Below are 23449 nucleotides of genomic sequence, written 5' to 3'. Positions count from 1 at the left end.
AAGCCCGCATCCCGCTTTTTGGCCCCTATAACCCTGTTTTTGTCATGGTTGTTGATGCCGTTGCCCGTAACGGCTCAAGATGCAGCGACGGCCCAAAATGCAGTGACGTCTCCAGACGCAGCCACGGCTCAAGATGCAGCGGCGGCTCAAGATGCAGGGAAAGAAAAGGAAAAAAGTGCGACCCTGCCGGAGATCAAAGTGACTACCGGGCGGGTCCGTCCAGGAACGATCGAGGACGTCGCCCGCACCGGCAGCAAGACAGATACGCCTTTGCGCGATATTCCCGCGACAGTCAACGTCGTGCCGGCGTCCGTCCTTAAGGAGCAGGGCTACATCAACATGAACGATGCCATGCGTAACGTGAGCAGCGTGCAGCCCCTCATGGGAGGCGGCTACGGTTTCGCAAATAACTTCACCTCCCGTGGGTTGACGGTAAGCTTTTTTCGTGACGCAATGCCCGACGGGACGTCTCCGATGAACGGTTATTACCGAACGATGTACGATGTGGATCGCATCGAAGTCCTGAAAGGACCCGGGTCGGCCTTGTTCGGGGCAGCAGGCCCCGGCGGGAGCATCAACATGATCAGTAAACAGCCCAGGAGCGCTTTCTCAGCCTCCACGGGAACGATGTTCGGCAGTTTTGGCACGCTGAATGGCTATCTTGACGTGACGGGGCCGATGGGAAAGAGTTTCGCCGGGCGTTTCATCACTGATCTGGAGCATGCGGACGGGTTTCGCGGACTTAAGCGCGATATATTCGAGATTTCTCCCAGCATGATGTGGCGCCTGGCAGATGACAAAACACTGACGGTCGACTTCGACCATCGCGAACTGAAGATCAGGCCAGACAACTATGGAACCCTTTTCGATTTCAATTCGAAGCTGGTGACTCCCCGCGAAAGCCGTTATTACAGCCCATTCAATTATACGAGCAATACCATCAATCGCGTAACCGCCGTTCACAACTGGACAATCTCCGCAGACCTGAGCATGAGAACGGCATTTGCTTATGACGGACGCAGGCTCGATATGTTGAGAAATGGGGGAGGCAACCAGGCTAACGCTGCCGGAATCATTACGGGCCGCGATGCGCGCCATCAGACCGACCATCAGGGATTTGCAACCTTTCAAAACGAGGTGATCTGGAAAACAGCCACGGGTCCGGTCAAGCACACGCTCTTGGGGGGGTTCGAATACAAGAACGTCGACATCACGACGGTCCGGGGAGATTTTACGTTGTCCAACGCAGTGAACATATTCAATCCGTTTAACCTGGAAACCTCCCTGAACGGTATTGCCCGCAGACCCACTTTCGATCGCAAAATCAACAGCGACCAGACATCGTTCTATGCGCAGGATCAGATCGATCTGACCGAGCAATTGAAGCTCCGGCTGGGAATACGCAACGATCTCGTGCAATGGAGTGACAAGGGTTTTCAGTCTGTTTCAGGGAACTATAGCTACCGGGAAATCGTGCGCACGCGTTCCCTGACAACCTATTCCACGGGTGGGGTTTATCAGCCTACCCAAAACTTGGCCTTTTATGCCGGCTACAGCACCGGCGCGTTCATCAATCTGTCGACCGAGCCTACGTCGGTCGCGACCTCGCCGGAAACTTCCAATCAGATCGAAGTTGGCGCCAAAACGACCTTCCTGGACGGCAAGGCGGATTTGAACGTCGCGCTGTTTCAGAGTTCGCGGAATAACTATTTCATCAATGTCGATCCGACCGCCGCCAGTCTCCTCATTCAGGCCGGAAAAGACCGCTCCCGCGGCGTCGAGGTATCCCTCGCCTTTCGGCCCATCGCGGGGCTCAGCATCATCGGCAACGGGGTATGGATGGATCCGGAAACATTATCGAATGCACTTGCACGGAACAATGTCCTCCTTCCTGGACAACCCAGAAGCATTACTGGAAACCGCCCCGTGGGCGTCGCGACCAACATGGGCAGCCTGTGGACTACGTATCAGGTACAAAGCGGACTTGCACGGGGCGTGATGCTGGGATTCGGCGTGACCTACAAGGGCGACAGTTTTGCCGATGCTCTCAATCTGCTGAGAGTGCCGTCATATGTTGTCTATGATGCCATGGCTTCATACCGCGTAAAGAACCTGGAGGTCGCGGTGAACGTCAGAAACCTGACGGACAAGACCTACTATACGAACCCGACATTCGCGGGGGCTCTCCCCGGCGATCCGCTCAGCGCTTACGGCTCAGTACGGCTTTACTTCAACTGACATTCGAGGCGACCCGGTTTGAGCCGATAAGAAGCCTCTCATCGGGTCTCGAAGCTCACGCGGCAATTAGCTGAGGATGCGCGTTCACAGTCAACGCGTTCCCACAGTCAACGCGTCCAGAGGGCCTTGGCCTTGCTCAGAGGTTCGCTGGTTCCCCTCCATTCCTAAAGCCAGCACGTTACGCGCTAGCGTCTCTCTGGAGGGTCTGCTGAAGGAGGCAAGCCTCAGCCAAGAGTCTCCTTTTGCTTCCTCATCAGCTCTGTATCAGATCGGAAGGGCTTCGCCCGAAGGACCTTCCAATCCATTTTTTTATTCACGTTGCGGTCATAAAAGCATGTCCAACGCGTAGCCGCCGGAGCTCCTGAAACCCAATATAGATAAGGGTTTCAGCCGGTTTTGCGCCCTGCCTCCTGTAAGATTTTACAGCTATTCGAGGGTCCGGTTCCGTTGTTTCATAGCGTCGTTATCAACCAACGACGGGTGAAGAAATGGGACAGATTATGCTTGCACAACATGGCAATGGTTCTCTTGATAAACGGGCCGCAATGGGAATGTATCGGCTGAGACACGAAGTTTTTCACGACAGGCTCGGCTGGGAAGTAACCACGGATAACGGGATGGAGCATGACGAGTTCGATCTTGCAGATCCCATCTATGTTCTGGCGAAAGGAAGTGAGGGAAGTGAGGGAGGCGAGGGGGATGAAGACGAGGTGCTCGGCTGCTGGCGATTGCTTCCCACCCAGGGACCCTACATGTTGAAGGATACTTTCCCGCAACTCCTGCACGGACAGCCCGCGCCGCAGCAACCGGATGTCTGGGAATTGAGCCGCTTTGCCGTCATGGTCCCCAAATATGAGAGTGCCGGTTTCGGTTTTAGCGAAATTCCGGTAAAAATGATGCAGACCTTGTTTCTCTTCGCGCGCCACAACAAGATAAAGCGCTATGTAACCGTTACCACCGTCGCAGTGGAGAGACTGATACGCAAGCTTGGCGTGAACGTTTCGAGGTTGGGCGCCCCGATCAAAATCGGTCGGGTTTTGACAGTCGCATGTTATATCGAAATCGATGCAATCACCGAATTTGCCCTTTTTGGGACGCTCCCCGAAAACGCACAGAGGAAAGCCGCATGAATATTCTACTGGTTGGAGAGAGACAGGATACCCGGCAGCTCCTGCAGCTGTTGCTTGAAAAATCCAAGCACAGGCTGGAGCGGAAAACGCTCGACAGCTTCCCGGAGCCGGACCTGGAAGCCTATGACATGGTTCTGGTCGACGGTGCAGTAGACGATTGCACCCAGCAGGTGAACCTGATGCAATGGGTGCGGGAAGCGAGACGGCGCTATCCTCATTTGCCGGTGGCGGTCATGAATAATGTCGGACCAAATGAGGCTTCCGAGAATGAACCGGCTTGCAGCACGATGCATACCTGCGGTGTATTCGAGTCGGGTAATGGCGTTCTGAACATGCGGTGCAGGCTGCGTGAAATCGCACTGGGAGAAACTGCCGCATTGATGCGCGACGATTGCCAGCGGCCCCTGTTGGAACCAGTTACTTTTGAATATTCGGGGCGAGGGTGAGATGCAGGTAGGTTGCCAGTAGAACGGAGAAAGGAGGCAAAAGCTTTCGAGAAACTTAATAGTTCATAAAACTTTCATCGTACTGCCATCTGTCGCAGGTAGCCTGTACAAGCTGACAAAGGTTTCAAATGATATTGGCTGGATTGATCAAAAGGAGGCAAATCATGAAATCCCGGCTACCTGCATTAGTGATGTCAATCTCATTGCACGCCAGGAGGAGTGTATGAGTCTGGCTGATGTAATGTTGCAACCATCCCTTTCCCTGACATCCACCGATGTGGCGGAGCACGATCCGCTTTCTTCATTGGCCGAGTTCTACCAATTCGATCAAGGCGATCAGGACCTGGATGAGGACGAAAGCGAAATTGACCTGATGATTCAGCTAAGCGGAATGGTTTACAGCCCTAAGACAGGCGAAGAGTAAGGCAATCTGCATCGCTTTTAACGTAACCGGCATCTTGCATGCCTAACTCTTGGGCGTTTCGTATACGCCTGTCTTTCCCGTTTTCCGCAACATCTTGTTGACTTCGTCTGCATGCATTTCCTCTTCGACGACAAGGCCGCGCGCATAATCCTCCAGCAGCACTGACTTGCCCTGGGTCAACTCCAGCAACTCATAGTAGGCGATGAGCGACTGGTTCTCATGCTCCAGCGATTCCCGCAGAATATCGCCGATGTCATGCACGTGCGTTTCCAGGAGAGATCCGATCCCAAGCGAAGGATAGCCTCCCAGCAACGTGACGAGTTCGCCGGCTTTGTGGGCATGGAGCAGCCCCTCTTCAGCCTGTTTCTTGAGCCATTCCACCACTGGAATTCGGTTGTAGCCGAAGACCATCAATGAATAATGCGTGTATCGCACCACTCCGGCAAGCTCGAGCTCCATGATTCTGTTCAGCAGCGCGATCGCCTTGTCTTTATCGAAATCCATGTGTTTCACCTTTATGGTTACAGGAGTTCAAGGAGGTGGGCACAGGCTTGCTGCGTCAGAGCGCTTCGCCGTGGCTTTCCAGGTATTCCGCCACACCCTCGGGACTGGCTTTCATCCCCGGCTCCCCTGCTTTCCACCCAGCCGGACACACCTCTCCATGGCTTTCGTGAAATTGCAGGGCATCGACCATGCGCAGCATTTCGTCCACATCACGCCCCAGGGGCAGGTCATTAACGACTTCATGGCGCACGATGCCGTTTTTATCTATCAGGAAAGAGGCGCGCAGGGCAACGTGGTCCGGGTGAGCAATGCCGTAAGCGTGCATGATGTCTCCCCCTACGTCGGATACCAGGGTGAGGCCCACCGGACCGATGCCGCCCTTGTCAACCGGGGTGTTGCGCCAGGCATAGTGGGTGAACTGGGAATCCACCGAGACTCCAATCACTTCCACATTACGCTGGCGAAACTCCTCTGCGCGATGCGAGTGCGCCAGGATTTCGGAGGGGCAGACAAAGGTGAAATCTAGAGGATAAAAGAACAATACGGCATATTTGCCAGCAATTTGCGCATGAAAATTGAAGGTCTCATTGAAGGTGCCATCCGCCAGAACAGCAGGTTTGGTGAAGTCGGGCGCAGGGTGTGTAACAAGCACTGCCATCTTGAATCTCCTTATTCATTATGAATCCCCTTATCAATCGGGATCAACGCAACCTTTATAGCTCTGTTTCAATTTTCTTTCTGTGCGGCATCCCGCATACATGGCAAATTCTCCATGACTGTAAAGAAGAAAAAGTCGCACGTTCATCGGGGGTGAAACAAGCCACCCTGATATATCAACTTGATCGCCGACTGCGGCTGCGCGGGACTGGGAGTTGAGGGGATGTTGAGGAGACGAACAGGAGCCCGCCGCATGGGGCTATCTACGGAACGTACAGAGCGGGACCAGCGAAATATGGATGGTGATACTACAGAAGTGGCAGTATCTTTCTGGGTGACCGGTTGCCTTGATGTAATTCCGGCTTCCGCATGTCATCAAGCGCCTGGTCGAATTCCTTCTTTATTGTTTCATAGCATTCGCACGCCCCTGTTTCCAGCCCGGTCCGGTTAAGTACCGTAATATGGCCCCGATGGTAGCGAATGATTCCCTTTCGCTGTAATTTTCCCGCAACTCCCGCAACGCTTTCCCGGCTTACCCCAAGAGCATTGGCGATCAATTCCTGAGTCATGCTCAGTTCGCTGGAGTCAAGGCGATCCAGCGTTAACAGGAACCATCGGCATAGCTGCTGCTCGATTGTATGATAGCGGTTACATACCCCGATCTGGGCGATCTGTGTAATAAGCGCCTGACTGTAACGCAACAATATCCATTGTAGCAGTCCTCCCCTGTTGATCTCCTGTAGCAGAAATGGGGCCTTCAGGCGATAGGCAAAGCCTGGGATTTGAACCGTTGCCCGACTGCTGGTAGTTTCGCCTCCCATGAACAACGAGACTCCAAGCATGCCTTCCCTTCCTACGTTTGCGATTTCCGACGAGGCGCCATTTTCCAGAATGTAATGGAGGGAAATAATGGCAGAAGCAGGAAAGTAGGCATAAGGAAGCTGATCCCCTGCTTTGCAGAGAATATCTCCAGGCGGCACATGAATCAGCTCCAGATGCGGCATTAGATCGCCAAGCTCCGTTGCCGGCAAAGCGGCGAGGAGATGGTTCTGGCTGGGGTGGTGCAGGGGAGAACTGAGCATGGGGCATATTATTTCTTTTTCCCCACTTTTCTCCATTGGACTGAAGTACACTCCTAAGCCTCGACCCGGTGCACAAGGGCGAGGGTGATTGATGAGATTCATAGTATTTTCTGGCCGGATCAATAGATTCCAAATGGCCCGTTTATTGGGGGCTCATCACATGCCTTATGCTTCATGGGAGTCAGGATGGTTTTCTTCCAGACACTAATGTTTCAGAAAATCCTCAATGGGGAGAGGTTTTCCAAACAGATAACCCTGATAAGTGTAACATCCGTTTCGCGCGAGAATATCTCGCTGGTCTTCTGTTTCTACCCCCTCGGCAATGACTTTCATCCCAAGAGTGTTGCTCATCACGATAATGGTGCGAACAATTACTTCATCGCTCAGATCGTGGGAGATGTCGCGCACGAAACTCCGGTCGATCTTGATCTGCTCCACAGGTAAACGCTTAAGGTAAGCCAGGGAAGAATATCCCGTACCGAAGTCATCCAACGCAAAACATATACCAGTACCGCATAATACGTCCATTTTCTGGATGCTATCGTCAATGTCTTTCAGAACCAGGCTTTCCGTAAGTTCCAGCTTTAGCTTGTGCGGGTCAGCGCCTGATTTTTGCAAAACCTCAAGCACCTCGTCGACAAAATTCAACTGATGGAACTGGCGTGCGCTAATGTTGACGGCAAGCTGAAGATTGCGAGTATCCGGCTTCTGCTCCCATTGCTTAAGCTGTGCACAGGCTATTTGCAGTACCCATTTTCCAAGTGATGCAATGAGGCCGATCTCCTCCGCTATTGGAATGAATGTCATCGGCGAAATCATTCCCTGATGCGGATGCAGCCAACGTAAGAGTACTTCAGCTCCCACTATAGTGCCTTCCGAATTGACTTGCTTCTGATAGTGAAGCCTGAATTGCTGGCGGGCCATGGCTTGGCGCAGTTCGATCGCCATGGTGGTCCGCCTCTCCAGGGCAGTTTGCATGGACGGGTCAAAGAAGCACAGGGCATTACGACCTGCTGCCTTGGCTTGATACATCGCGGTATCTGCCTGCTTGAGCAGGTCATCTACAGGGGTTTCATTCGCATGAAACAGACGGATGCCAATACTGGAGGAGCCATGGTATTCGAATTCCTGAAGCTTGAAAGGTTGAGTAATCGATGCCAGAAGTTTTTCGCCAATATCTTTTGCCTGGGATGCTGCTGATACAGTATCTTCGCTTAGTCCTTCAATGATTACGACAAACTCGTCGCCGCCTAGCCGGGACACAGTATCGCTGTTGCGCACGTTACTCTGAAGGCGTTTGGCAATCTCGATCAAAAGCAAGTCACCGACATCATGGCCTCGGGTATCGTTAAGTGCTTTGAAATTGTCGAGATCGATGAACAGGACGGCGCAATTAGTCTTCTGACGCGCACTATGAGCCTGGGCCTGCTGTAGACGATCAAGGAACAGACGCCGGTTAGGCAGCCTGGTGAGTGAATCATAAAACGCAAGCTCATGTACTTGCTCTTCCGCTTGCTTGTGTCGAGTAATATCCTGTATCACCATGATGAGATGATCTGGTTTCGCGCCCCATATGCACATGGGTGAAACCGTTAGCTTGATCCAGATATCTCTGCCGTCTTTATGAAAGAGACGTTTCTCCATCTCGAATTCATGGATTTCCCCTGTTCTGAGACGCTCCATATTGACCAGGACGATTTTAAGATCGTCGGGGTGGGCAAGAGATGGAAAATCCAGTGCAAGTATTTCTGAAGTCGTATAGCCGATAATATCCGCGAACTTTTGATTGACGCGCACGAACCGACCAGCCGTGGGAGCGAGCTGCGCTACGCCTACCGCCATTTGCTCGAACAGAATCCGAAAGCGCGCCTCACTTTCTCTCAACTCACTTGTGCGTTCGACGACAATCTGCTCGAGATTCTGGTTCAATTCCTGCAGACGCCTTTGGCCCTCTTGCAATGCCTCTTCTACTTGCTTGTATGCGGTGATATCCTGCACCGTGCCGGTCATTCTGATCTCCCCCGAATCGTCGACAATTATTTCACCTCGGCTCTGGATATGATGTTCGCTTCCATTGGGCCAACGTACCCGATGCGTACAATTATAGATACCACCCCCTCGCAACGCCTGCTGTAGAGCTTCTTCCACATTGACTATATCCTCGGGATGTATCGCCTCCCGGAACAGCGTGTAACTGGGAGTCAAGGCGTGAGGCTCCAAGCCCCATAAGCGAAAATGCTCGTCGGACCACGTCAGTTCCCCGGAGGCTGGATTCCAGTCAAAACTGCCCAGAAGGGCAATCTGCTGTGCCTGATTCAGGCGTTCCTCACTGCGTTTCAACATCTGCTCGCGTCCTACCGCATCGATACGCAACTTTATATTTTCTTGTAGGGTGCGCCCCATTCGTAATGCGTTTTGCGAAATAGCAATCAGAAAGAACGCGCTCATTATCCCCATGGATAGGGAAATCTCGTTTCCTTCTATAAGGAAGCGTGCAATCAAGGGAATCAGAATAAGTGATAAAAAGCTCAATACTGATACTTTATCCGCTGACAGCGCTGTAATCCCTCCAGCCGTTAATCCTGCTACTACAAAGCTAAGGAGTACCTGGTGAAACATGCTGCCTGCAGGGAACAAAGCTATACTGCCGATACCCCAGGTTAATCCGGTAGCAAAAACTCCCACGCGAAAATAGCGCTTCCAAGCCAATATATTGTTCGCCTTGTTGTGATGCCAAAGGGACAACAAGGCCGCTCTGTAAAACATGACCAGAAATATTGATATAAGCCAGCCAAGCAGTATGGCCAGCTCTATTACCGAACGCTGTATATAGACAAGTATTGATGCGAGGAGCAGATTAATGACAATCGAGAGGGGTAAATGTCCATAAAGGAGCCGTATCTGCTCGATCTCCAATGCGCCAGATTGCAAACTGGCGTTTGAATTGGGCTGGATCGGGGGCTTTGACATGGAGTTACTCATGCTCACAGGTCACAGGTATTGATATAACAGAGTAGCAAGATCGCGCGCTCTTTTCTGCGAAGCTCGACTCTGACGCATGATACGACTTGACCCCGTGTACTCCCGTGTACTGTTTCTTCAGCGACAGAATGTCTTTTTAGACTCTCATCCGGATATCGGCACCCATTCCCAGTTCCGACTGCTTCTACCACTACTGACCCTGACTCATCCAAAAATCAGCAACGGTCTAGAACAGAAAATTCCGGCTCCATAGCCATGCCGTCATTCTCTTTCCCATCTCGGGTGAACAACCTGTTGAATGACACGTAAGCCTTCATCCTTTTTGACTTTGGCTTGCTTTAACCTGTCTATGTGAGAAAACGAACAGAATAGAACCGAGGAATGAGTAATAAATCATACTCAAGTGGCTCAGTTTTCATTTTGCTGAGAGAGGATCTCAAGGGTAAAACCAAGGGATAAAATTAAGGGATAAAACCAGGAAAACTGTCATGAAGGTAACCAACAAGCCAATTCTCCTGGTCGAAGATGACTTGGTGGACATGATGTCCGTTACCCGCGCTCTCAAGCAGATTCACGTTAGCAACAAGGTCGTGCACCGGGAAAACGGCGAAGATGGATTGAGCTACCTCGAGGACGAAACCAATGATAAACCCTGCATCATTCTGCTGGATTTGAACATGCCCATCATGAACGGCATCGAATTCCTGGAAGCGGTAAAGAGCGACGACAGGTTTAGGCGTATCCCGGTAGTGGTTCTGACGACATCAGATGAGCAGCAGGACAAGGTGAACAGTTTCAATTTCGGGGTGGCTGGATATATGTCGAAGCCGGTTGACTACTGGCAATTCGTCGAGGTCATCAGATCAATCGATGCATATTGGACCATCAGCGAAATGCCATAGCGCATTCGGGCCGGGTACTGCACCTGAGACCGCGGCGAGTAGCAATGACAACTGAAGAGTCGGCAGGCCGAGGCAATCGCGGTATTTCGTAATGCAGCCGGAAATGCACCTTGAATGGTGGCCTTTTAGGATTTTTTGGTGACCCTTTGGCGCCCTTAGTTGTTTAGCCTTCTTCCCGGTGAGGCGTCGGGGCAGAAGTAACGGCAATCCATTGGTTCAACAGGTTGCGGGCGGCATTGGGAATCTCGGACGCGGTCATTCCAACGCAGCCGCCGTGCTGCTTCTGCAATACGTCGGCAGCCGCACCATGCAGATATACGGCAGCGAGCAGTGCGTTTTCCGGATCTAACCGCTGTGCCAGAAAGGCACCAATCATCCCGGAGAGGATGTCACCCGTCCCGGCACTGCTCAAGCCGGGATTTCCACTTGTGTTGATGAAGCGTCTGCCGTCCGTCATCGCGCACACGCTGCCTGCGCCTTTCAACACGACCGAGCAGTTATAACGCTGCATCAGCTCCGCAGCGGCTGCCATACGATTCTGTTGCACGGAAGCCGTGCTGCTTTGCAAGAGGCGCGCGGCTTCACCCGGGTGCGGAGTGAGAATGGAAGGCGCATTGTGTTTGCGCAATCGTTCCCGCAGCAATTCCGCTATTTCCAAATGCGAGGCAACAAGATTCAAGGCATCTGCATCGAGAACTAGTGGCAGGGCCGATTCCAGCGCGCACTTGAGCCAGAAGCATGCAGCGGTTTCCGTTCCCAGACCCGGACCGACCACCAGACAGTTCAGCTGCTCCAGCTTGAACAGATCCTGGATGGGGTGCAGCATCAGCTCCAGCTGGACGGTATCGACCCCTGGCGCGTCCGGCGCCATCAATCCCAGGTAAACGCGTCCCGCGCCCAGTTTCAGCGCTGCGGTACCAGCCAGAAGCGAGGCTCCGACCATGCCGGTTGATCCTCCGATTACTCCGATACTGCCGAACATGCCCTTGTGACTGTTGGCACGCCGGGGAGGTGGGAGAAGCCCGCGGACGTGAACCTGGTCCATCAGCCATGAATCGGGTTTCTTCAGGGAAGAGACGTCTAGGCCGAGGTCGTGCAAAAAAACTTCCCCACAATAATCGGGGCCGTCATTCGTGAAGAGGCCGGGTTTGAGGCCGATGAACGTTACCGTCATGGTTGCGATGACAGCCGCGCCGCACACGGCGCCGGTATCGCTCCCCAGACCACTGGGAATGTCAATGGACAGTACCGGCAGCTTCATGGCATTGACGGTATTCACCATGGCCAGATATTCGCCATCCAGTTCCCGGCCCCCTTGCTGGTCCAGGCCGATGCCGAACAGCCCGTCGATCACGGCATCCCATGTCGCGTTTTCTGGAATTTCGGGGAGCATCTCGACGCCGGTGGCAACCCAGGCCTCCAGCGCTCGTCGTGCATCCTCCGATAACTTTGCCTGCTCGCCGGTAAACACCAGCGTCACTTTGAACTGCCACTCCTGCAGGTGGCGCGCCGCGACAAAGGCATCGCCCCCGTTGTTTCCGGGACCCGCCAGTACCAGCACGCGGACTTTATGGGTGGAGAGCAGCCGGTCACGGACAGTTTCAGCGGTGGCCAGGCCGGCTGCTTCCATCAATTGAGGCCGATCGGGCAGGGCAGCCACCAGATGCTCGATTTCCCTGATCTCAGCCGTGGAGTAAATGGCGGTGGATGGATTGTGCTTGAGCGTGCTCATGTGATCTGCCTATACCGTCTTGCCGGACTGGGGGCAGCCGGTCTTCTCGTGTAAAATCACGTTCTTTCCCATCATCATCTTTATCTTCCGGATGCTCAGACTTCGTGGCGGCAGTGCGCTTTCTTCTTTCCGGCAGAAAAAACTGGCCGCCGCTCTTAAGGTTTCAGTTCCCCAAGTTTCCCATATTTATGCCGAGTATTGGTATTTTTGCTCGGTCGCGCGCCCGTTGCAGGAAAACGAAGTCTCCATTCTGGCAAGGTTGCTCAAGGCGGCACCCGAGGATATTTCGCTAGGCAGCACAAGTATCGAGTCCAGCGCAAGTATCGGTTCGAGCCGGATACATCTGCCGTCATCGCAAGGCGAGTTGTTTCTGGTCGTGCCACGACCCGGCACCATCTCCCCATGGTCCACAAAGGCAACCGATATCGTACACAACTGTGGATTGGACGTCGTGGCACGGCTGGAGCGAGGGGTGGCTTATTACGTCGAAGCCAGCGAAAAGGTTTCCGGTGAATTTTCCGGCACTGCCAGGCAGTCATTGCTTGCGCTGATACACGACCGTATGACTGAGGCAGTATTCAATTCATTCGAGGACGCGGAGCGGTTGTTCAGGCATTTCGAACCCCTGCCATTCAATGTAGTGGATGTGCTGGAGGGGGGGCGGGACGCATTGCTGAAGGCGAACAGCGAAATGGGACTTGCACTGTCGCCGGAGGAAATCGACTATTTTGCGGACTATTTCCTGAGGATCGGGCGTAATCCGACGGATGTCGAACTGATGATGTTTGCACAGGCAAATTCGGAGCATTGCCGTCACAAGATTTTCAACGCGGACTGGATCATCGATGGTGTGCCGCAGGAGGCTTCCCTGTTTTCGATGATACGTAATACCCACCGCGAGCATCCGGGCGGAACCGTGGTCGCTTACGCGGATAATTCCGCTATCATCGAGGGCGCTGAAATTGCCCGCTTCTATCCCGGTAACGACAACCTGTACGATTACGCGCAGGAGCAGACCCATATCCTGATGAAAGTGGAGACCCATAATCATCCGACTGCGATCTCACCCTTTCCAGGCGCAGCGACCGGCGTGGGAGGCGAAATTCGGGATGAGGGGGCTACTGGGCGGGGCGCCAAACCGAGAGCAGGCCTTTGCGGTTTCTCCGTTTCCAATCTGAATATCCCGGATTTTATTCAACCCTGGGAGTTGCAAGGATCCGCGCCGGAGGAACAAATCTACGGTAAACCGGAGCGCATCGCATCCGCCCTGCAGATCATGCTGGAAGGACCGATCGGGGGTGCTGCATTCAATAACGAATTCGGGCGTCCCAACCTGGCCGGCTATTTCCGCACCTTTGAAGAACGTGTGGCAGGCGAAATGCGCGGCTACCACAAGCCCATCATGCTCGCGGGCGGGATAGGTCACATCAGCGGCAGGCATGCGTTCAAGCAGGAATTTGACTCGGGCGCCCTGCTGGTTCAGCTGGGCGGACCGGGAATGCTGATCGGGCTTGGGGGAGGTGCTGCCTCCAGCATGGATACGGGAATAAATGCGGAGGCGCTCGATTTCGATTCCGTCCAGCGCGGCAACCCCGAGATGGAGCGGCGCGCGCAGGAGGTCATTGATTGTTGCTGGCAGATGGAAAGGTGCGGCCAACCCAACCCGATCCTGTCGATTCACGACGTCGGCGCGGGTGGTCTATCGAACGCCCTGCCTGAACTGTTGCATGGTTCCGGCCGCGGTGGGCGTGTCGATCTGCGGGCGATTCCGTCCGAAGAGCCGGGCATGTCACCCATGCAGATCTGGAGCAATGAGGCGCAGGAGCGCTATGTTCTTGCAATCAGGCCGGATTCGCTGGAATTGTTCCGCGCCATTTGCGAGCGCGAGCGCTGTCCCTTCGCCGTAGTCGGCACGGCGACGGGAGAAGAACAACTTGTTGTCGCCGATCCGTTGTTCGGCAATCAGCCGGTCGGCATGGATCTTTCGGTATTGCTGGGCAAGCCGCCGAAGATGACGCGTGATGTTACGCACATCAGGAAAGCGCTGCCGCCATTCGATGCGGCGGAATTGAATCTTCGGGAAGCGGCATACCGCGTGCTACGGCTGCCCGCGGTGTCGGACAAGACTTTTCTGATCAGTATCGGGGACCGCACCGTGGGCGGCATGACGGCGCGTGACCAGATGGTGGGACCCTGGCAGGTGCCGGTAGCGGATGTGGCAGTTACCCTGATGGGATACAGCACCTGTCTGGGCGAAGCTTTCGCGGTAGGCGAGCGCACTCCCCTGGCACTGATCGACTCTGCCGCCTCGGCACGCATGGCGGTGGGTGAAGCCATTACCAACATTGCTGCCGCGCAGATCGAGCACCTCGGAGAAATCAAGCTTTCCGCCAACTGGATGGCGGCAGCAGGACATCCCGGCGAGGATGCCGCCCTGTATGACGCAGTGCAGGCCGTCGGAATGGAATTCTGCCCCCGGCTGGGAATCAGCATTCCCGTGGGGAAGGATTCAATGTCGATGAAGACTGTCTGGACTGTAGGGGAAGGCGAGACCGGTCTCGACCAATCGGTGCGCAAAGAAGTGATTGCACCGCTGTCCTTGATTGTCTCCGCGTTTGCGAGAGTAGCGGATGCGCGCAAGACGCTGACGCCTCAATTGCGCACAGACTGCGGCGAGACAGAGCTCATCCTGATCGATCTGGGGGAGGGACGCAATCGTCTGGGAGGTTCTGCCCTCGCCCAGGTTTACAAGCAGACAGGGGATGCCGCGCCCGATATAGCAGGCGTCGAGGGTTCGGAGCGGCTCAAAGGTTTCTTTGCTGCCATACAGCGTCTGAACCGTGAGGGCAGCATCATTGCCTACCACGATCGCTCTGACGGAGGCATGTTTGCCACCCTGTGCGAAATGGCCTTTGCCGGGCATGCCGGCATGACCGTCAATCTGGACCAGTTGTGCTTTGATTCGATCGCTACCGATATCGATGGCAGCGAGATGCAGCCTGAAGCGCTGGGTGGAAGATTCACGGCCAGCCTCATGTCGGTCCTGTTCAATGAAGAGCTGGGGGCTGTCATTCAGACAAGAATCGATCAGCGCCGGGAAGTGCTGAGTGTTTTGGCGGAGGCGGGCCTGGGTGAGGCGAGTTTTATCATCGGCAGTGTCAATGATGGGGATGAGATCCGGTTTCTGCGCAATAATAAGCCGGTATTCGCGGAGAAGCGCGTGGACCTGCATCGTGCCTGGTCGGAGACCACCTACCAGATGCAGAAGCTGCGCGACAATCCCGAATGCGCGCAGCAGGAGTATGACCGCATTCTCGATCTGCATGATCCCGGCCTGCATGCGGAACTGACCTTCGATGTGGATGAGGACATCTGCGCATCTTACATTCAGGCAGGGGCGCGACCAAAAATAGCGGTGCTGCGCGAACAGGGCGTGAACGGTCACGTGGAAATGGCAGCCGCTTTCGATCGCGCAGGATTTGCCGTCGTTGATGTGCATATGAGCGATATCATCGAGGGGCGTGTCACCCTCAGGGATTACAAAGGCTTCACCGCGTGCGGGGGGTTTTCTTATGGGGATGTGCTCGGCGCAGGGGAAGGCTGGGCCAATTCGATCCTGTTCAATGCGCGCGCCCGCGATGAGTTTGAGGATTTTTTTGCGCGTGCTGATACCTTTGCCCTTGGCGTATGCAACGGCTGCCAGATGATGAGCAATCTGTATCAGATTATTCCGGGCGCCGAGCATTGGCCCAGATTTGTCAGAAACAGATCGGAGCAATTCGAGGCACGGTTTGTCATGGTCGAAGCGCAGCACAGTCCATCGCTGTTTTTCGATGGAATGGCGGGCAGCCGCATGCCCATCGCTGTTGCACATGGGGAAGGCTATGCAGAATTTGCGGATGAGAATGCTGTCTCAGCAGTTTCATCCCTGGTTGCATTGCGTTACGTGGATCATCGAGGCAAACCGACCGAACTCTATCCCTTGAATCCCAATGGTTCTCCACAAGGTATTGCCGGCATGACAACCGCCGATGGAAGGTTCAGCGTTCTCATGCCGCATCCGGAGCGCGGGTTTCGGGCAGTGCAGCAGTCATGGCATCCCGACTGGCGCGAGGATGCGCCGTGGATGAGGATGTTCCGCAATGCGCGCAAATGGGTAGGTTAGCCGACAGGATTTCCGGTTTCCTGATCCGGGGTTCCTTTGCCCAGGATGGGCAGTGCCTGCAGCGCGGCCATGGCGGCAGCCGGCGTGCTGCGGGACCGGCATATCTGATAAGGAGTATCTGTTGAAAATTTTAAAGACTGCACCGGTTGCATTCACTTTCCTATTTCTCGTTTCCCCGCTATTCATGGGAGTTTTCCCGGATACTGCCTACGGACAGACCAGGCCCGCTGCGGAAAAGTACAAGGAGGATGGGGGGGCCAGCAAGGAGACGAACAGGGGAGCAAACAAGGAAACAAAGGGCGGTGAGTGCGCTCCTGTGGCAGTATGGTCTGTTCCCGGCTCAGGGAAAATATCCGTTACCGATGTTATCGGCCGAGCCGCGCGGCGAGAGGTGGTGTTGCTGGGAGAAGCGCACGATAACTCTGAGCACCACCGCTGGCAGTTGCAGACGCTGGCCGCATTGCATGCGGAGCGGCCGGATATGGTGATCGGCTTCGAGATGTTTCCGCGTCGGGTGCAAAAGGCGCTCGACCAGTGGGTTGCAGGCGAGTTGACCGAAGCCCAATTTCTCGCTGCTTCCGAATGGAATACGGTCTGGAGCACCGATGCAGTCATGTATATGCCCCTGTTCCACTTCGCGCGCATGAATCGCGTGCCGATGGTGGCATTGAACATCGATACGCGCTTGAGGCGATCGGTTGCGACGAAGGGATTCGCGGGAGTGCCGGAGAATGAACGAGAAGGTGTAACGGCGCCCGCTGAACCGAGTAATGCATACCTTGACTATCTGCTCCCGATCTACGGCGAGCATGATCGCGCGGGCAGGAAAAAGGCGGGCGCCAGTGCGAGTCGCGACGATCCTGATTTTCGCCGCTTCGTGGAAGGCCAGCAACTGTGGGATCGGGCGATGGCGCAAGGCATCCATTCCGCATTGGACCGGCCCCAGCGTCCCCTCGTTGTCGGTATCATGGGTTCCGGGCATATCAAATACGGCTACGGTGTTCCCCACCAGTTGAAGCATCTTGGAGTGACGGATGTGGGAATGCTGCTCCCCTGGAACAGCGGCACTTCGTGCGATCTGCTTACAGCGGACATAGCGGATGCCATATTCGGAACGGCACTGCCACCGCTGGCGGCGGATGAGCGTCCCTGGCAGCGGCTGGGAATCCGTTTCGAGATGGCGCAGGACGGCGGCGGCGCGCGCGTGCTGCAAGTGGAGAAGGGCAGCATCGCGGAGAAAGCGGATATACGTGAAAGTGATTTGATCATCGAGGCTGCGGGTATGCCTATCAAGCAGCTCAACGATATCGTGGAAATCGTCAAGCGGCAGGCGCCGGGAACATGGCTTCCACTGAAACTCAAGCGCGGCAGTGATACGATGGAGGCCGTCGCCAAGTTTTCTCCGCTGTCCAAACGATGAACATGATGCAAATAATAATATCTGCAACGAGGCCGATGATGAGAGGGATGCGAAACAGTCGTATTACAGATTCCGGAAAGGCTGTCAGGACTGTTTCGTATGTGTCGTTCCTGATTGTTTGCATAGCAGCAATTTTGTTTTTCCCTGCTGCACGGGCGGCGGAAGCGGCGGAATCAGGTTCCGGTCAGGAGGCTTCTCATGTTGATTCTCCGGTTGTCGATTCCCCGTTCCGCTATGACATCAGCGTGCACATCGATCCGGTGGAGCGCACTCTCAGGGGACGCAGCGTGATCACCGCGAATACCCGAGAGGAGCTGACACTCGTGATAGGCCGCCGTTTCGAAGTGCTGAAGGCGCGGGTGGATGACGAGCAGATCGGGTCGTCTGCGACCGTGGGAGCGATGCGGGCCTGGCGTATTCCAGGGGAAGAGAAGCTTCCCCGCCGCATAGAAATAGAGTGGCGGGGGGAGCTGTCTCCGCTGGATACCTCACTCGATCACCGCCAGACACTGGGACAGAACGAGCCTGTCAGTGGCGAATCGGGCACTTTCCTGCCCGATTCGAGCGGCTGGTATCCCTATCTTGCAGGCGAACTCGCCAGCTATGATTTGAGCATGGAGCTCCCGTCCGGTCAGCGGGGCCTGGTTGCGGGACGCCTCATGGAGGAATCGGAATCGCCGCAGGGATATCGCGCACGTTTTGAATTTCCCGCTCCGACCGGCGGGATCGATCTCATGGCCGGTCCCTACATTGTCGAAACCCGGACGATCCGCAGCGCGGGGGGCAAGCCCATCGTGCTGCGAACCTATTTCCATCGGGAGGTCGCGGACCTTGCAGGAGAGTACCTCGATTCGGTCAAGGGGTATATCGATCTTTATGAATCTTGGATCGGCGCCTATCCCTTCACGGAGTTCAGCATCGTCTCAAGCCCGACACCGACGGGTTTTGGCATGCCCACGCTCACCTATCTCGGTCTGGAGGTACTGCGGCTGCCTTTCATTCGCGCAACTTCCCTGGGCCATGAGGTATTGCACAACTGGTGGGGAAACGGCGTGTATCCCGATTACGCAAAAGGCAACTGGTCGGAAGGATTGACCACCTTTATGGCCGATTATGCATATAAAGAGCGGGAGAGCGATGCGGCGGCGCGGGAAATGCGGCAGGGCTGGCTGCGTGATTTTGCCGCGCTATCGCCCAGTCAGTATGCGCCGCTGACGAGCTTTACCTCCCGCACGCACGGGGCTTCGCAAATCGTCGGTTACAACAAGGCCGCCATGGTATTTTTGATGCTGCGCGACCTGCTCGGGCGGGAAACTTTCGATCGCGCACTCCAGACATTCTGGCGCGAGCAGCGCTTTCACGTTGCCTCGTGGGAAGATCTGCAGCGCGCCTTTGAGACTGCTTCCGGCCGGAACCTGCACGCATTCTTCGATCAATGGCTCACCCGCCCTGGTGCGCCAGCCGTGCGATTGACGGAAGCAGTGCGGGTGAAGGCAGAGGGGGGAAGCCATCATGTTTCCGTCACGCTCGAGCAACCGGAGCCCGCGTATCGGCTGCGCGTACCAATTGCCGTTCGTACCCAGCAAGGCGAGGAAATTCGCACCGTCGATCTCGAGAACACGCGGCAGGTGTTTTCCATCGAGACTGGCACCCTCCCGCTGGAAGTGATACTCGATCCCGATCTCCGCCTGTTCCGGCATTTGATGCCACAGGAGGCGACCCCGATCCTGCGCCAGGTGATGGTGAACAAGACAACGGTAACCGTTTTGCTGCCGGAAAGCGGGCCTGCCCGCGATGCTGCGGAGGTCCTTGCGACCAAGCTTCAACATCGCGCACCGAAACTGATCCCGGGCACGGACAATATGCCGGCCTTGCCGACGCTGGTGATAGGGCTCCAGGGCCAGGTGGATGCCTGGCTGGCGCGGCACGAGTTGCGCAGGCCGGAGGATATAAAGGGTAAGGGCTCCGCCCAGGCCTGGACCACGCGCCTTTCCGACGGTACCACGCTTGCAGTCGTTTCCGCACGCGACATCGAATCACTGACGGCGTTGATCCGACCACTGCCGCACTATGGCCGCCAGAGCTATGTCGTGTTCGAGGGTGCGAAAGCGGTCAGCCGGGGCACATGGCCTACCCGTCCACAGGCGGTGAAACTCGATTGAGAGAGTGGACGTTTTCCTCTTTGGCGGGCTTTTTTTCGTTTTACTTTGGCATCCCCAAATGAACCAGGATGGCATCCTCCACTGCCAGCATATCGGTCTTCGACAGGATGCCAAGCTGATTTTTCAGGCGTGCCTTATCGGAAGCCATGATCTGGTCTGCCATTACCTTCCCCGGTCTTCCATTAATCGTTACTAATGCCTCACCTGGATATTGGCGTTCCGTACTGCTGGTAAGAGGAACTACCACAACCCGTGCCAGATTACGGTTCGCCGCATCATTGCTGATAATGACGGCTGGACGGGTCTTACGAATCTCGCTTCCAACAGCCGGGTCAAATTCAACCCACCAGACTTCACCGCGCTTCATCAGAGATATCTTTAACAAGGGCATTACTCCATTCCCTTGCTTCCATCTCGCGTTCCTCGTCGGCAGCCATTGCTCGATACCCGTCGTCCAGGGAAGTACCGAGAACATGCGGTCTTACCAGGTCTTCGATGAACTGGCTGATGCGGCGCTTGCCCACCGTCCGATACAGCCCCTCATACACGGCTTCATCGAGAGTAATCGTCATTCGTTTATGCATGATCGTGCTTTTAAATGTCCTAATACGTTATGCGTATACGTGTTAATATTAGCACAGAATATACGTTATTCGTCCCTTTATTTCCAAGCGCGCATCGCTTTGCGAAAAACCCTGTCCGGATATCCAATTAGGGACTTTAAAGCCGGTTCTTGTTAGAATAATAAAGATTTACATAATTACCTGGAGTATTTGATGGCTGTCGAGCGAACCCTGTCTATCATCAAGCCGGATGCAGTGGCAAAAAATATAATAGGAGAAATTTACTCCCGCTTTGAACGGAACGGACTGAAAATAGTCGCATCACGGATGCTGCGCCTATCCCGGACTGATGCCGAGGGTTTTTACGCGGTCCATCGGGAGCGGCCGTTCTTCAATGATCTGGTCAGATTCATGATTTCCGGTCCCGTCGTGGTGCAGGTGCTGGAAGGTGAGGATGCCATCAGAAAAAACCGGGATCTGATGGGGGCGACCGATCCGAGGAAGGCCGAAAAAGGGACGATTCGGGCAGATTTTGCCGAGAGTATCGATGCGAACGCTGTGCATGGTTCGGATGCGCCCGAAACCGCGGGGGTTGAGATCGCCTATTTTTTTCCGGAACTCAACATTTATTCGCGATAAGGGGATCACGGCTCAGGTATGAGCATCAATCTTCTGGATTTCGATGCGAAAGGGCTTACCGGCTTCTGTGCGGAAATCGGTGAGAAGCCGTTCCGCGCCCGCCAACTGCTGCGCTGGATACATCGGGCCGGTGAAGCCGATTTCGATGCCATGAGCGACCTCGCGAAAGGATTGCGGGAAAAGCTGTCTGCTGCCGCGGTGATAGAACCTCCGAAAGTTATCAGCGATCATACCGCTCCCGATGGCACTCGCAAATGGCTGCTGTCGGTCGGCGCGGGCAATGGAATCGAGACAGTTTATATACCGGAAACGAGCCGGGGGACACTGTGTATTTCCAGTCAGGTAGGGTGTGCGCTCGCGTGCGCATTTTGTTCCACTGGGAGGCAGGGGTTCAACCGGAATCTGACGGTGGCGGAAATCATCGGCCAATTGTGGTGGGCGAATAAAGCGCTGACGGAAACGTTCACGAGTGAAGCCGGACGCGAGCGTCCCGTCACCAATATAGTCATGATGGGGATGGGGGAGCCGCTGACAAATTTCGAGAATGTAGTGACCGCGCTCGACCTGATGCTGGACGATAATGCCTATGGCTTATCACGGCGCCGGGTGACCGTGAGCACGTCGGGAATAATTCCGGCCATGGACCGTCTCCGCGAACGTTGCCCGGTAGCGCTGGCGGTATCCCTGCACGCTCCCAACGATGCCTTGCGCGATCAATTGGTGCCGATCAACCGAAAATACCCGATCAGGGAACTGCTGGCCGCATGCGAGCGCTATCTTCAATCCGCGCCACGAGATTTCATCACTTTTGAGTATGTCATGCTGGATGGCGTCAACGACAGCGTGGCGCAGGCGCATGAATTGGTGCAACTGGTAAGGGACACTCCCTGCAAGTTCAACCTGATTCCGTTCAATCCTTTTCCTGATTCAGGTTTCAGGCGTTCTTCCGCAAATGCCGTATCCCGCTTTCGTGATGTGTTGATGGAGGCAGGACTGGTGACTACAGTACGCAAGACGCGGGGGGATGATATTGCCGCGGCCTGCGGCCAGCTCGCGGGAAAAGTCCTCGACAAGACACGACGGGTTCACCGCAGCATTGCGGAAGCAGCTGGATGAGGCAGGTTCGGGCGTATTTTCCGGTCGGCAACTACAGCTGGAGACGTGAAGGCGTAAAAGCGATTTGCGGATATGAAGCGGCAGGTAACATGAGGATGGGGTGAGGGAATGGAAGCTCCTGAAAGTAGCGACATCGAGCAGCATGAGGAACCAAAACAGGCCGAAGAGCGGGTCGGTCAGGTGCTGCGTGCCGCTCGGCTGGAACGCGGCCTGGATATCGAGGACGTTGCCCGGCAGCTGCGCTTTGCGCCGCGGCAGGTGACGGCGCTCGAAGAGGATGAATACGATAAGCTTGCCGGCGGCCCTTTCCTGCGTGGATTCGTGCGCAATTACGCCAAATTGCTGCAACTGGATGAGGCGCCGTTATTGAAGTTGCTCGAACAGTCGGTTCCTCCTCCGACTGCGCATGTGGGACGGCCTCCAAGCGAGGAGATCCCTTTTCCCTCCGGGGTGGAGTATCTGAAACGCAACGTGCTTATCGGCGGAGGAGTTATCCTGGCGATCATCCTGCTGGGTTACGCGATCTATAGCGGTGACGAGGCTCCGGTTGTCAAGCAGCCCGGCATGGCAATGGAATCGGAGAAAGACACCGGGCAATCGACTGTTTCATTCCCGTTTGCACCGCAGGCGCCCACCGCAGAAGTGCCGGAATCCCAGGCTCCCGCACCTTTCGCGTTTGCTCCCGATATGGCTTCCCAGCCAGAGCCGGGTATTGCGGCTCTCCAGGAAACGGCACCCTCTGCGGATGCGGGCAGAGAGCAGGACGCCGCGACGTCCACTCATAAAGACGAGACTGCCGGGAGCGGTACCGAAGCTTCGGCAGGGGAGCCTCTCACGCTACCTCCTGTGCCGCCACTGCCGCCGCCAACTCCTCCCGCGGCATCGGCAGCTCCAGGTGGGGAGCCCGCCAAGGTCGTAGTCGCTCCGAAGCCGCCTCATGACGCAGCTGCTCCGAAGTCGCCTCAGGTTGCAATTGCTCCGAAGCCACCTCAGGTCGCAGCTGCTCCGAAGCCGAGTCCTGCAGAAGCTGGAATTCATCTGACGTTTGCCGGGGAGTCATGGGTGCAAGTCAAGGATGGCAACGGTAAATTGCTTCTCTCAAGAGTCAATCCTCCTGGCAGTGAGCAAGTGCTGCGTGGTAAGCCGCCCTATTCCCTCATGATCGGAAACCCGGGTCAGGTCAAGCTTGTCTACAATAACAGCCCGGTCGATCTCTCGACTTTCGCCAAACTCCCCGGTGGAATCGCACATCTCGTGCTCGAATAGATTTCAATCAACACGGCATCT

18 protein-coding genes are annotated in these 23449 nt (G+C 55.3%); 11 read left to right on the top strand and 7 right to left on the bottom strand.

All coding sequences use genetic code 11. From position 1 onward, the window contains the following. Nucleotides 1-102 precede the first annotated feature (102 nt). From ACZ5BW_RS12400 to ACZ5BW_RS12385, 4 genes are all read left to right on the top strand, one after another. Nucleotides 103-2238 carry a TonB-dependent receptor gene (locus ACZ5BW_RS12400; protein ID WP_464540391.1) on the top strand — a complete coding sequence of 712 codons (2136 nt, stop codon included), beginning with the start codon at nt 103-105 and terminating at the stop codon, nt 2236-2238. Nucleotides 2239-2726: 488 nt separating this feature from the next. Next, nucleotides 2727-3368, top strand: coding sequence for an acyl-homoserine-lactone synthase (locus ACZ5BW_RS12395; RefSeq protein ID WP_464540388.1), 642 nt, complete (start codon nt 2727-2729; stop codon nt 3366-3368). Then, nucleotides 3365-3814 (top strand): hypothetical protein, encoded by a 450-nt coding sequence (locus tag ACZ5BW_RS12390; RefSeq protein ID WP_464540385.1) that lies wholly within the window; start codon nt 3365-3367, stop codon nt 3812-3814. Before ACZ5BW_RS12395 ends, ACZ5BW_RS12390 begins: the two co-directional genes overlap by 4 nt. A 223-nt stretch (nt 3815-4037) precedes the next feature. Next, nucleotides 4038-4238 carry a hypothetical protein gene (locus ACZ5BW_RS12385; RefSeq protein WP_464540382.1) on the top strand — a complete coding sequence of 67 codons (201 nt, stop codon included), beginning with the start codon at nt 4038-4040 and terminating at the stop codon, nt 4236-4238. Between the two features lie 42 nt (nt 4239-4280). On the opposite strand, the gene ACZ5BW_RS12380 is transcribed toward ACZ5BW_RS12385, so the two are convergent. The 4 genes from ACZ5BW_RS12380 to ACZ5BW_RS12365 all read right to left on the bottom strand — a co-directional run bounded on the left by ACZ5BW_RS12380 (nt 4281) and on the right by ACZ5BW_RS12365 (nt 9451). Continuing rightward, entirely contained in the window at nt 4281-4742 is a 462-nt protein-coding gene (locus ACZ5BW_RS12380; protein WP_464540380.1) for a ferritin-like domain-containing protein, read from the bottom strand. 55 nt (nt 4743-4797) lie between these two features. After that, nucleotides 4798-5400, bottom strand: coding sequence for a peroxiredoxin (locus tag ACZ5BW_RS12375; RefSeq protein WP_464540378.1), 603 nt, complete (start codon nt 5398-5400; stop codon nt 4798-4800). Nucleotides 5401-5707: 307 nt separating this feature from the next. Then, a complete protein-coding gene (locus tag ACZ5BW_RS12370; RefSeq protein ID WP_464540374.1) occupies nt 5708-6481 on the bottom strand; it encodes a Crp/Fnr family transcriptional regulator in 774 nt (257 codons plus the stop codon). Nucleotides 6482-6685: 204 nt separating this feature from the next. Beyond that, nucleotides 6686-9451: an EAL domain-containing protein gene (locus ACZ5BW_RS12365; RefSeq protein ID WP_464540372.1), complete on the bottom strand. Its 2766-nt coding sequence runs from the start codon at nt 9449-9451 to the stop codon at nt 6686-6688. 500 nt (nt 9452-9951) lie between these two features. On the opposite strand from ACZ5BW_RS12365, the gene ACZ5BW_RS12360 reads away from it, so the two are divergent. After that, complete coding sequence (locus ACZ5BW_RS12360; protein WP_464540370.1) at nt 9952-10365, top strand: response regulator; 414 nt, start codon at nt 9952-9954, stop codon at nt 10363-10365. A 163-nt stretch (nt 10366-10528) separates the two neighbouring features. Here ACZ5BW_RS12360 and ACZ5BW_RS12355 read toward each other — a convergent pair whose 3' ends face one another. Continuing rightward, a complete protein-coding gene (locus ACZ5BW_RS12355) occupies nt 10529-12097 on the bottom strand; it encodes an NAD(P)H-hydrate dehydratase (RefSeq protein WP_464540368.1) in 1569 nt (522 codons plus the stop codon). Nucleotides 12098-12188: 91 nt separating this feature from the next. Here ACZ5BW_RS12355 and purL point away from each other — a divergent pair, with 91 nt between their 5' ends. The 3 genes from purL to ACZ5BW_RS12340 all read left to right on the top strand — a co-directional run bounded on the left by purL (nt 12189) and on the right by ACZ5BW_RS12340 (nt 19844). Continuing rightward, complete coding sequence (purL, locus tag ACZ5BW_RS12350; protein WP_464540366.1) at nt 12189-16262, top strand: phosphoribosylformylglycinamidine synthase; 4074 nt, start codon at nt 12189-12191, stop codon at nt 16260-16262. A gap of 121 nt (nt 16263-16383) precedes the next feature. Further along, nucleotides 16384-17682: a ChaN family lipoprotein gene (locus ACZ5BW_RS12345; RefSeq protein ID WP_464540364.1), complete on the top strand. Its 1299-nt coding sequence runs from the start codon at nt 16384-16386 to the stop codon at nt 17680-17682. Between the two features lie 47 nt (nt 17683-17729). Next, nucleotides 17730-19844 (top strand): M1 family metallopeptidase, encoded by a 2115-nt coding sequence (locus ACZ5BW_RS12340; RefSeq protein WP_464574159.1) that lies wholly within the window; start codon nt 17730-17732, stop codon nt 19842-19844. A gap of 40 nt (nt 19845-19884) precedes the next feature. On the opposite strand, the gene ACZ5BW_RS12335 is transcribed toward ACZ5BW_RS12340, so the two are convergent. Next, nucleotides 19885-20211: a type II toxin-antitoxin system PemK/MazF family toxin gene (locus ACZ5BW_RS12335; RefSeq protein ID WP_464540360.1), complete on the bottom strand. Its 327-nt coding sequence runs from the start codon at nt 20209-20211 to the stop codon at nt 19885-19887. Next, nucleotides 20198-20416, bottom strand: a complete 219-nt coding sequence (locus ACZ5BW_RS12330) for a hypothetical protein (protein WP_464540358.1) — start codon at nt 20414-20416, stop codon at nt 20198-20200. The genes ACZ5BW_RS12335 and ACZ5BW_RS12330 overlap by 14 nt, the downstream gene beginning before the upstream one ends. 204 nt (nt 20417-20620) lie before the next feature. Between ACZ5BW_RS12330 and ndk the strand changes: the two genes are divergently transcribed. From ndk to ACZ5BW_RS12315, 3 genes are all read left to right on the top strand, one after another. After that, entirely contained in the window at nt 20621-21046 is a 426-nt protein-coding gene (ndk, locus tag ACZ5BW_RS12325; RefSeq protein WP_464540356.1) for a nucleoside-diphosphate kinase, read from the top strand. 18 nt (nt 21047-21064) lie between these two features. After that, nucleotides 21065-22162, top strand: a complete 1098-nt coding sequence (gene rlmN / locus ACZ5BW_RS12320) for a dual-specificity RNA methyltransferase RlmN (RefSeq protein ID WP_464540354.1) — start codon at nt 21065-21067, stop codon at nt 22160-22162. 108 nt (nt 22163-22270) lie between these two features. Continuing rightward, nucleotides 22271-23428, top strand: coding sequence for a helix-turn-helix domain-containing protein (locus ACZ5BW_RS12315; protein WP_464540352.1), 1158 nt, complete (start codon nt 22271-22273; stop codon nt 23426-23428). Nucleotides 23429-23449: the final 21 nt, after the last annotated feature.

This window comes from Nitrosospira sp. TNL300 (assembly GCF_055385915.1).
The sequence above is the reverse complement of the archived record's forward strand: the minus strand, read 5'-3'. Positions and strand labels throughout refer to the sequence as shown.

Bases quoted from the DNA above. Each gene is read 5' to 3' on its own strand.
- ACZ5BW_RS12395 (WP_464540388.1), top strand. From the start codon at position 2,727: ATGGGACAGATTATGCTTGCACAACATGGCAATGGTTCTCTTGATAAA.
- ACZ5BW_RS12390 (WP_464540385.1), top strand. From the start codon at position 3,365: ATGAATATTCTACTGGTTGGAGAGAGACAGGATACCCGGCAGCTCCTG.
- ACZ5BW_RS12385 (WP_464540382.1), top strand. From the start codon at position 4,038: ATGAGTCTGGCTGATGTAATGTTGCAACCATCCCTTTCCCTGACATCC.
- ACZ5BW_RS12380 (WP_464540380.1), bottom strand. From the start codon at position 4,742: ATGGATTTCGATAAAGACAAGGCGATCGCGCTGCTGAACAGAATCATG.
- ACZ5BW_RS12375 (WP_464540378.1), bottom strand. From the start codon at position 5,400: ATGGCAGTGCTTGTTACACACCCTGCGCCCGACTTCACCAAACCTGCT.
- ACZ5BW_RS12370 (WP_464540374.1), bottom strand. From the start codon at position 6,481: ATGCTCAGTTCTCCCCTGCACCACCCCAGCCAGAACCATCTCCTCGCC.
- ACZ5BW_RS12365 (WP_464540372.1), bottom strand. From the start codon at position 9,451: ATGTCAAAGCCCCCGATCCAGCCCAATTCAAACGCCAGTTTGCAATCT.
- ACZ5BW_RS12360 (WP_464540370.1), top strand. From the start codon at position 9,952: ATGAAGGTAACCAACAAGCCAATTCTCCTGGTCGAAGATGACTTGGTG.
- ACZ5BW_RS12355 (WP_464540368.1), bottom strand. From the start codon at position 12,097: ATGAGCACGCTCAAGCACAATCCATCCACCGCCATTTACTCCACGGCT.
- purL (WP_464540366.1), top strand. From the start codon at position 12,189: ATGCTCAGACTTCGTGGCGGCAGTGCGCTTTCTTCTTTCCGGCAGAAA.
- ACZ5BW_RS12340 (WP_464574159.1), top strand. From the start codon at position 17,730: ATGCGAAACAGTCGTATTACAGATTCCGGAAAGGCTGTCAGGACTGTT.
- ACZ5BW_RS12335 (WP_464540360.1), bottom strand. From the start codon at position 20,211: ATGAAGCGCGGTGAAGTCTGGTGGGTTGAATTTGACCCGGCTGTTGGA.
- ACZ5BW_RS12330 (WP_464540358.1), bottom strand. From the start codon at position 20,416: ATGACGATTACTCTCGATGAAGCCGTGTATGAGGGGCTGTATCGGACG.
- ndk (WP_464540356.1), top strand. From the start codon at position 20,621: ATGGCTGTCGAGCGAACCCTGTCTATCATCAAGCCGGATGCAGTGGCA.
- rlmN (WP_464540354.1), top strand. From the start codon at position 21,065: ATGAGCATCAATCTTCTGGATTTCGATGCGAAAGGGCTTACCGGCTTC.
- ACZ5BW_RS12315 (WP_464540352.1), top strand. From the start codon at position 22,271: ATGGAAGCTCCTGAAAGTAGCGACATCGAGCAGCATGAGGAACCAAAA.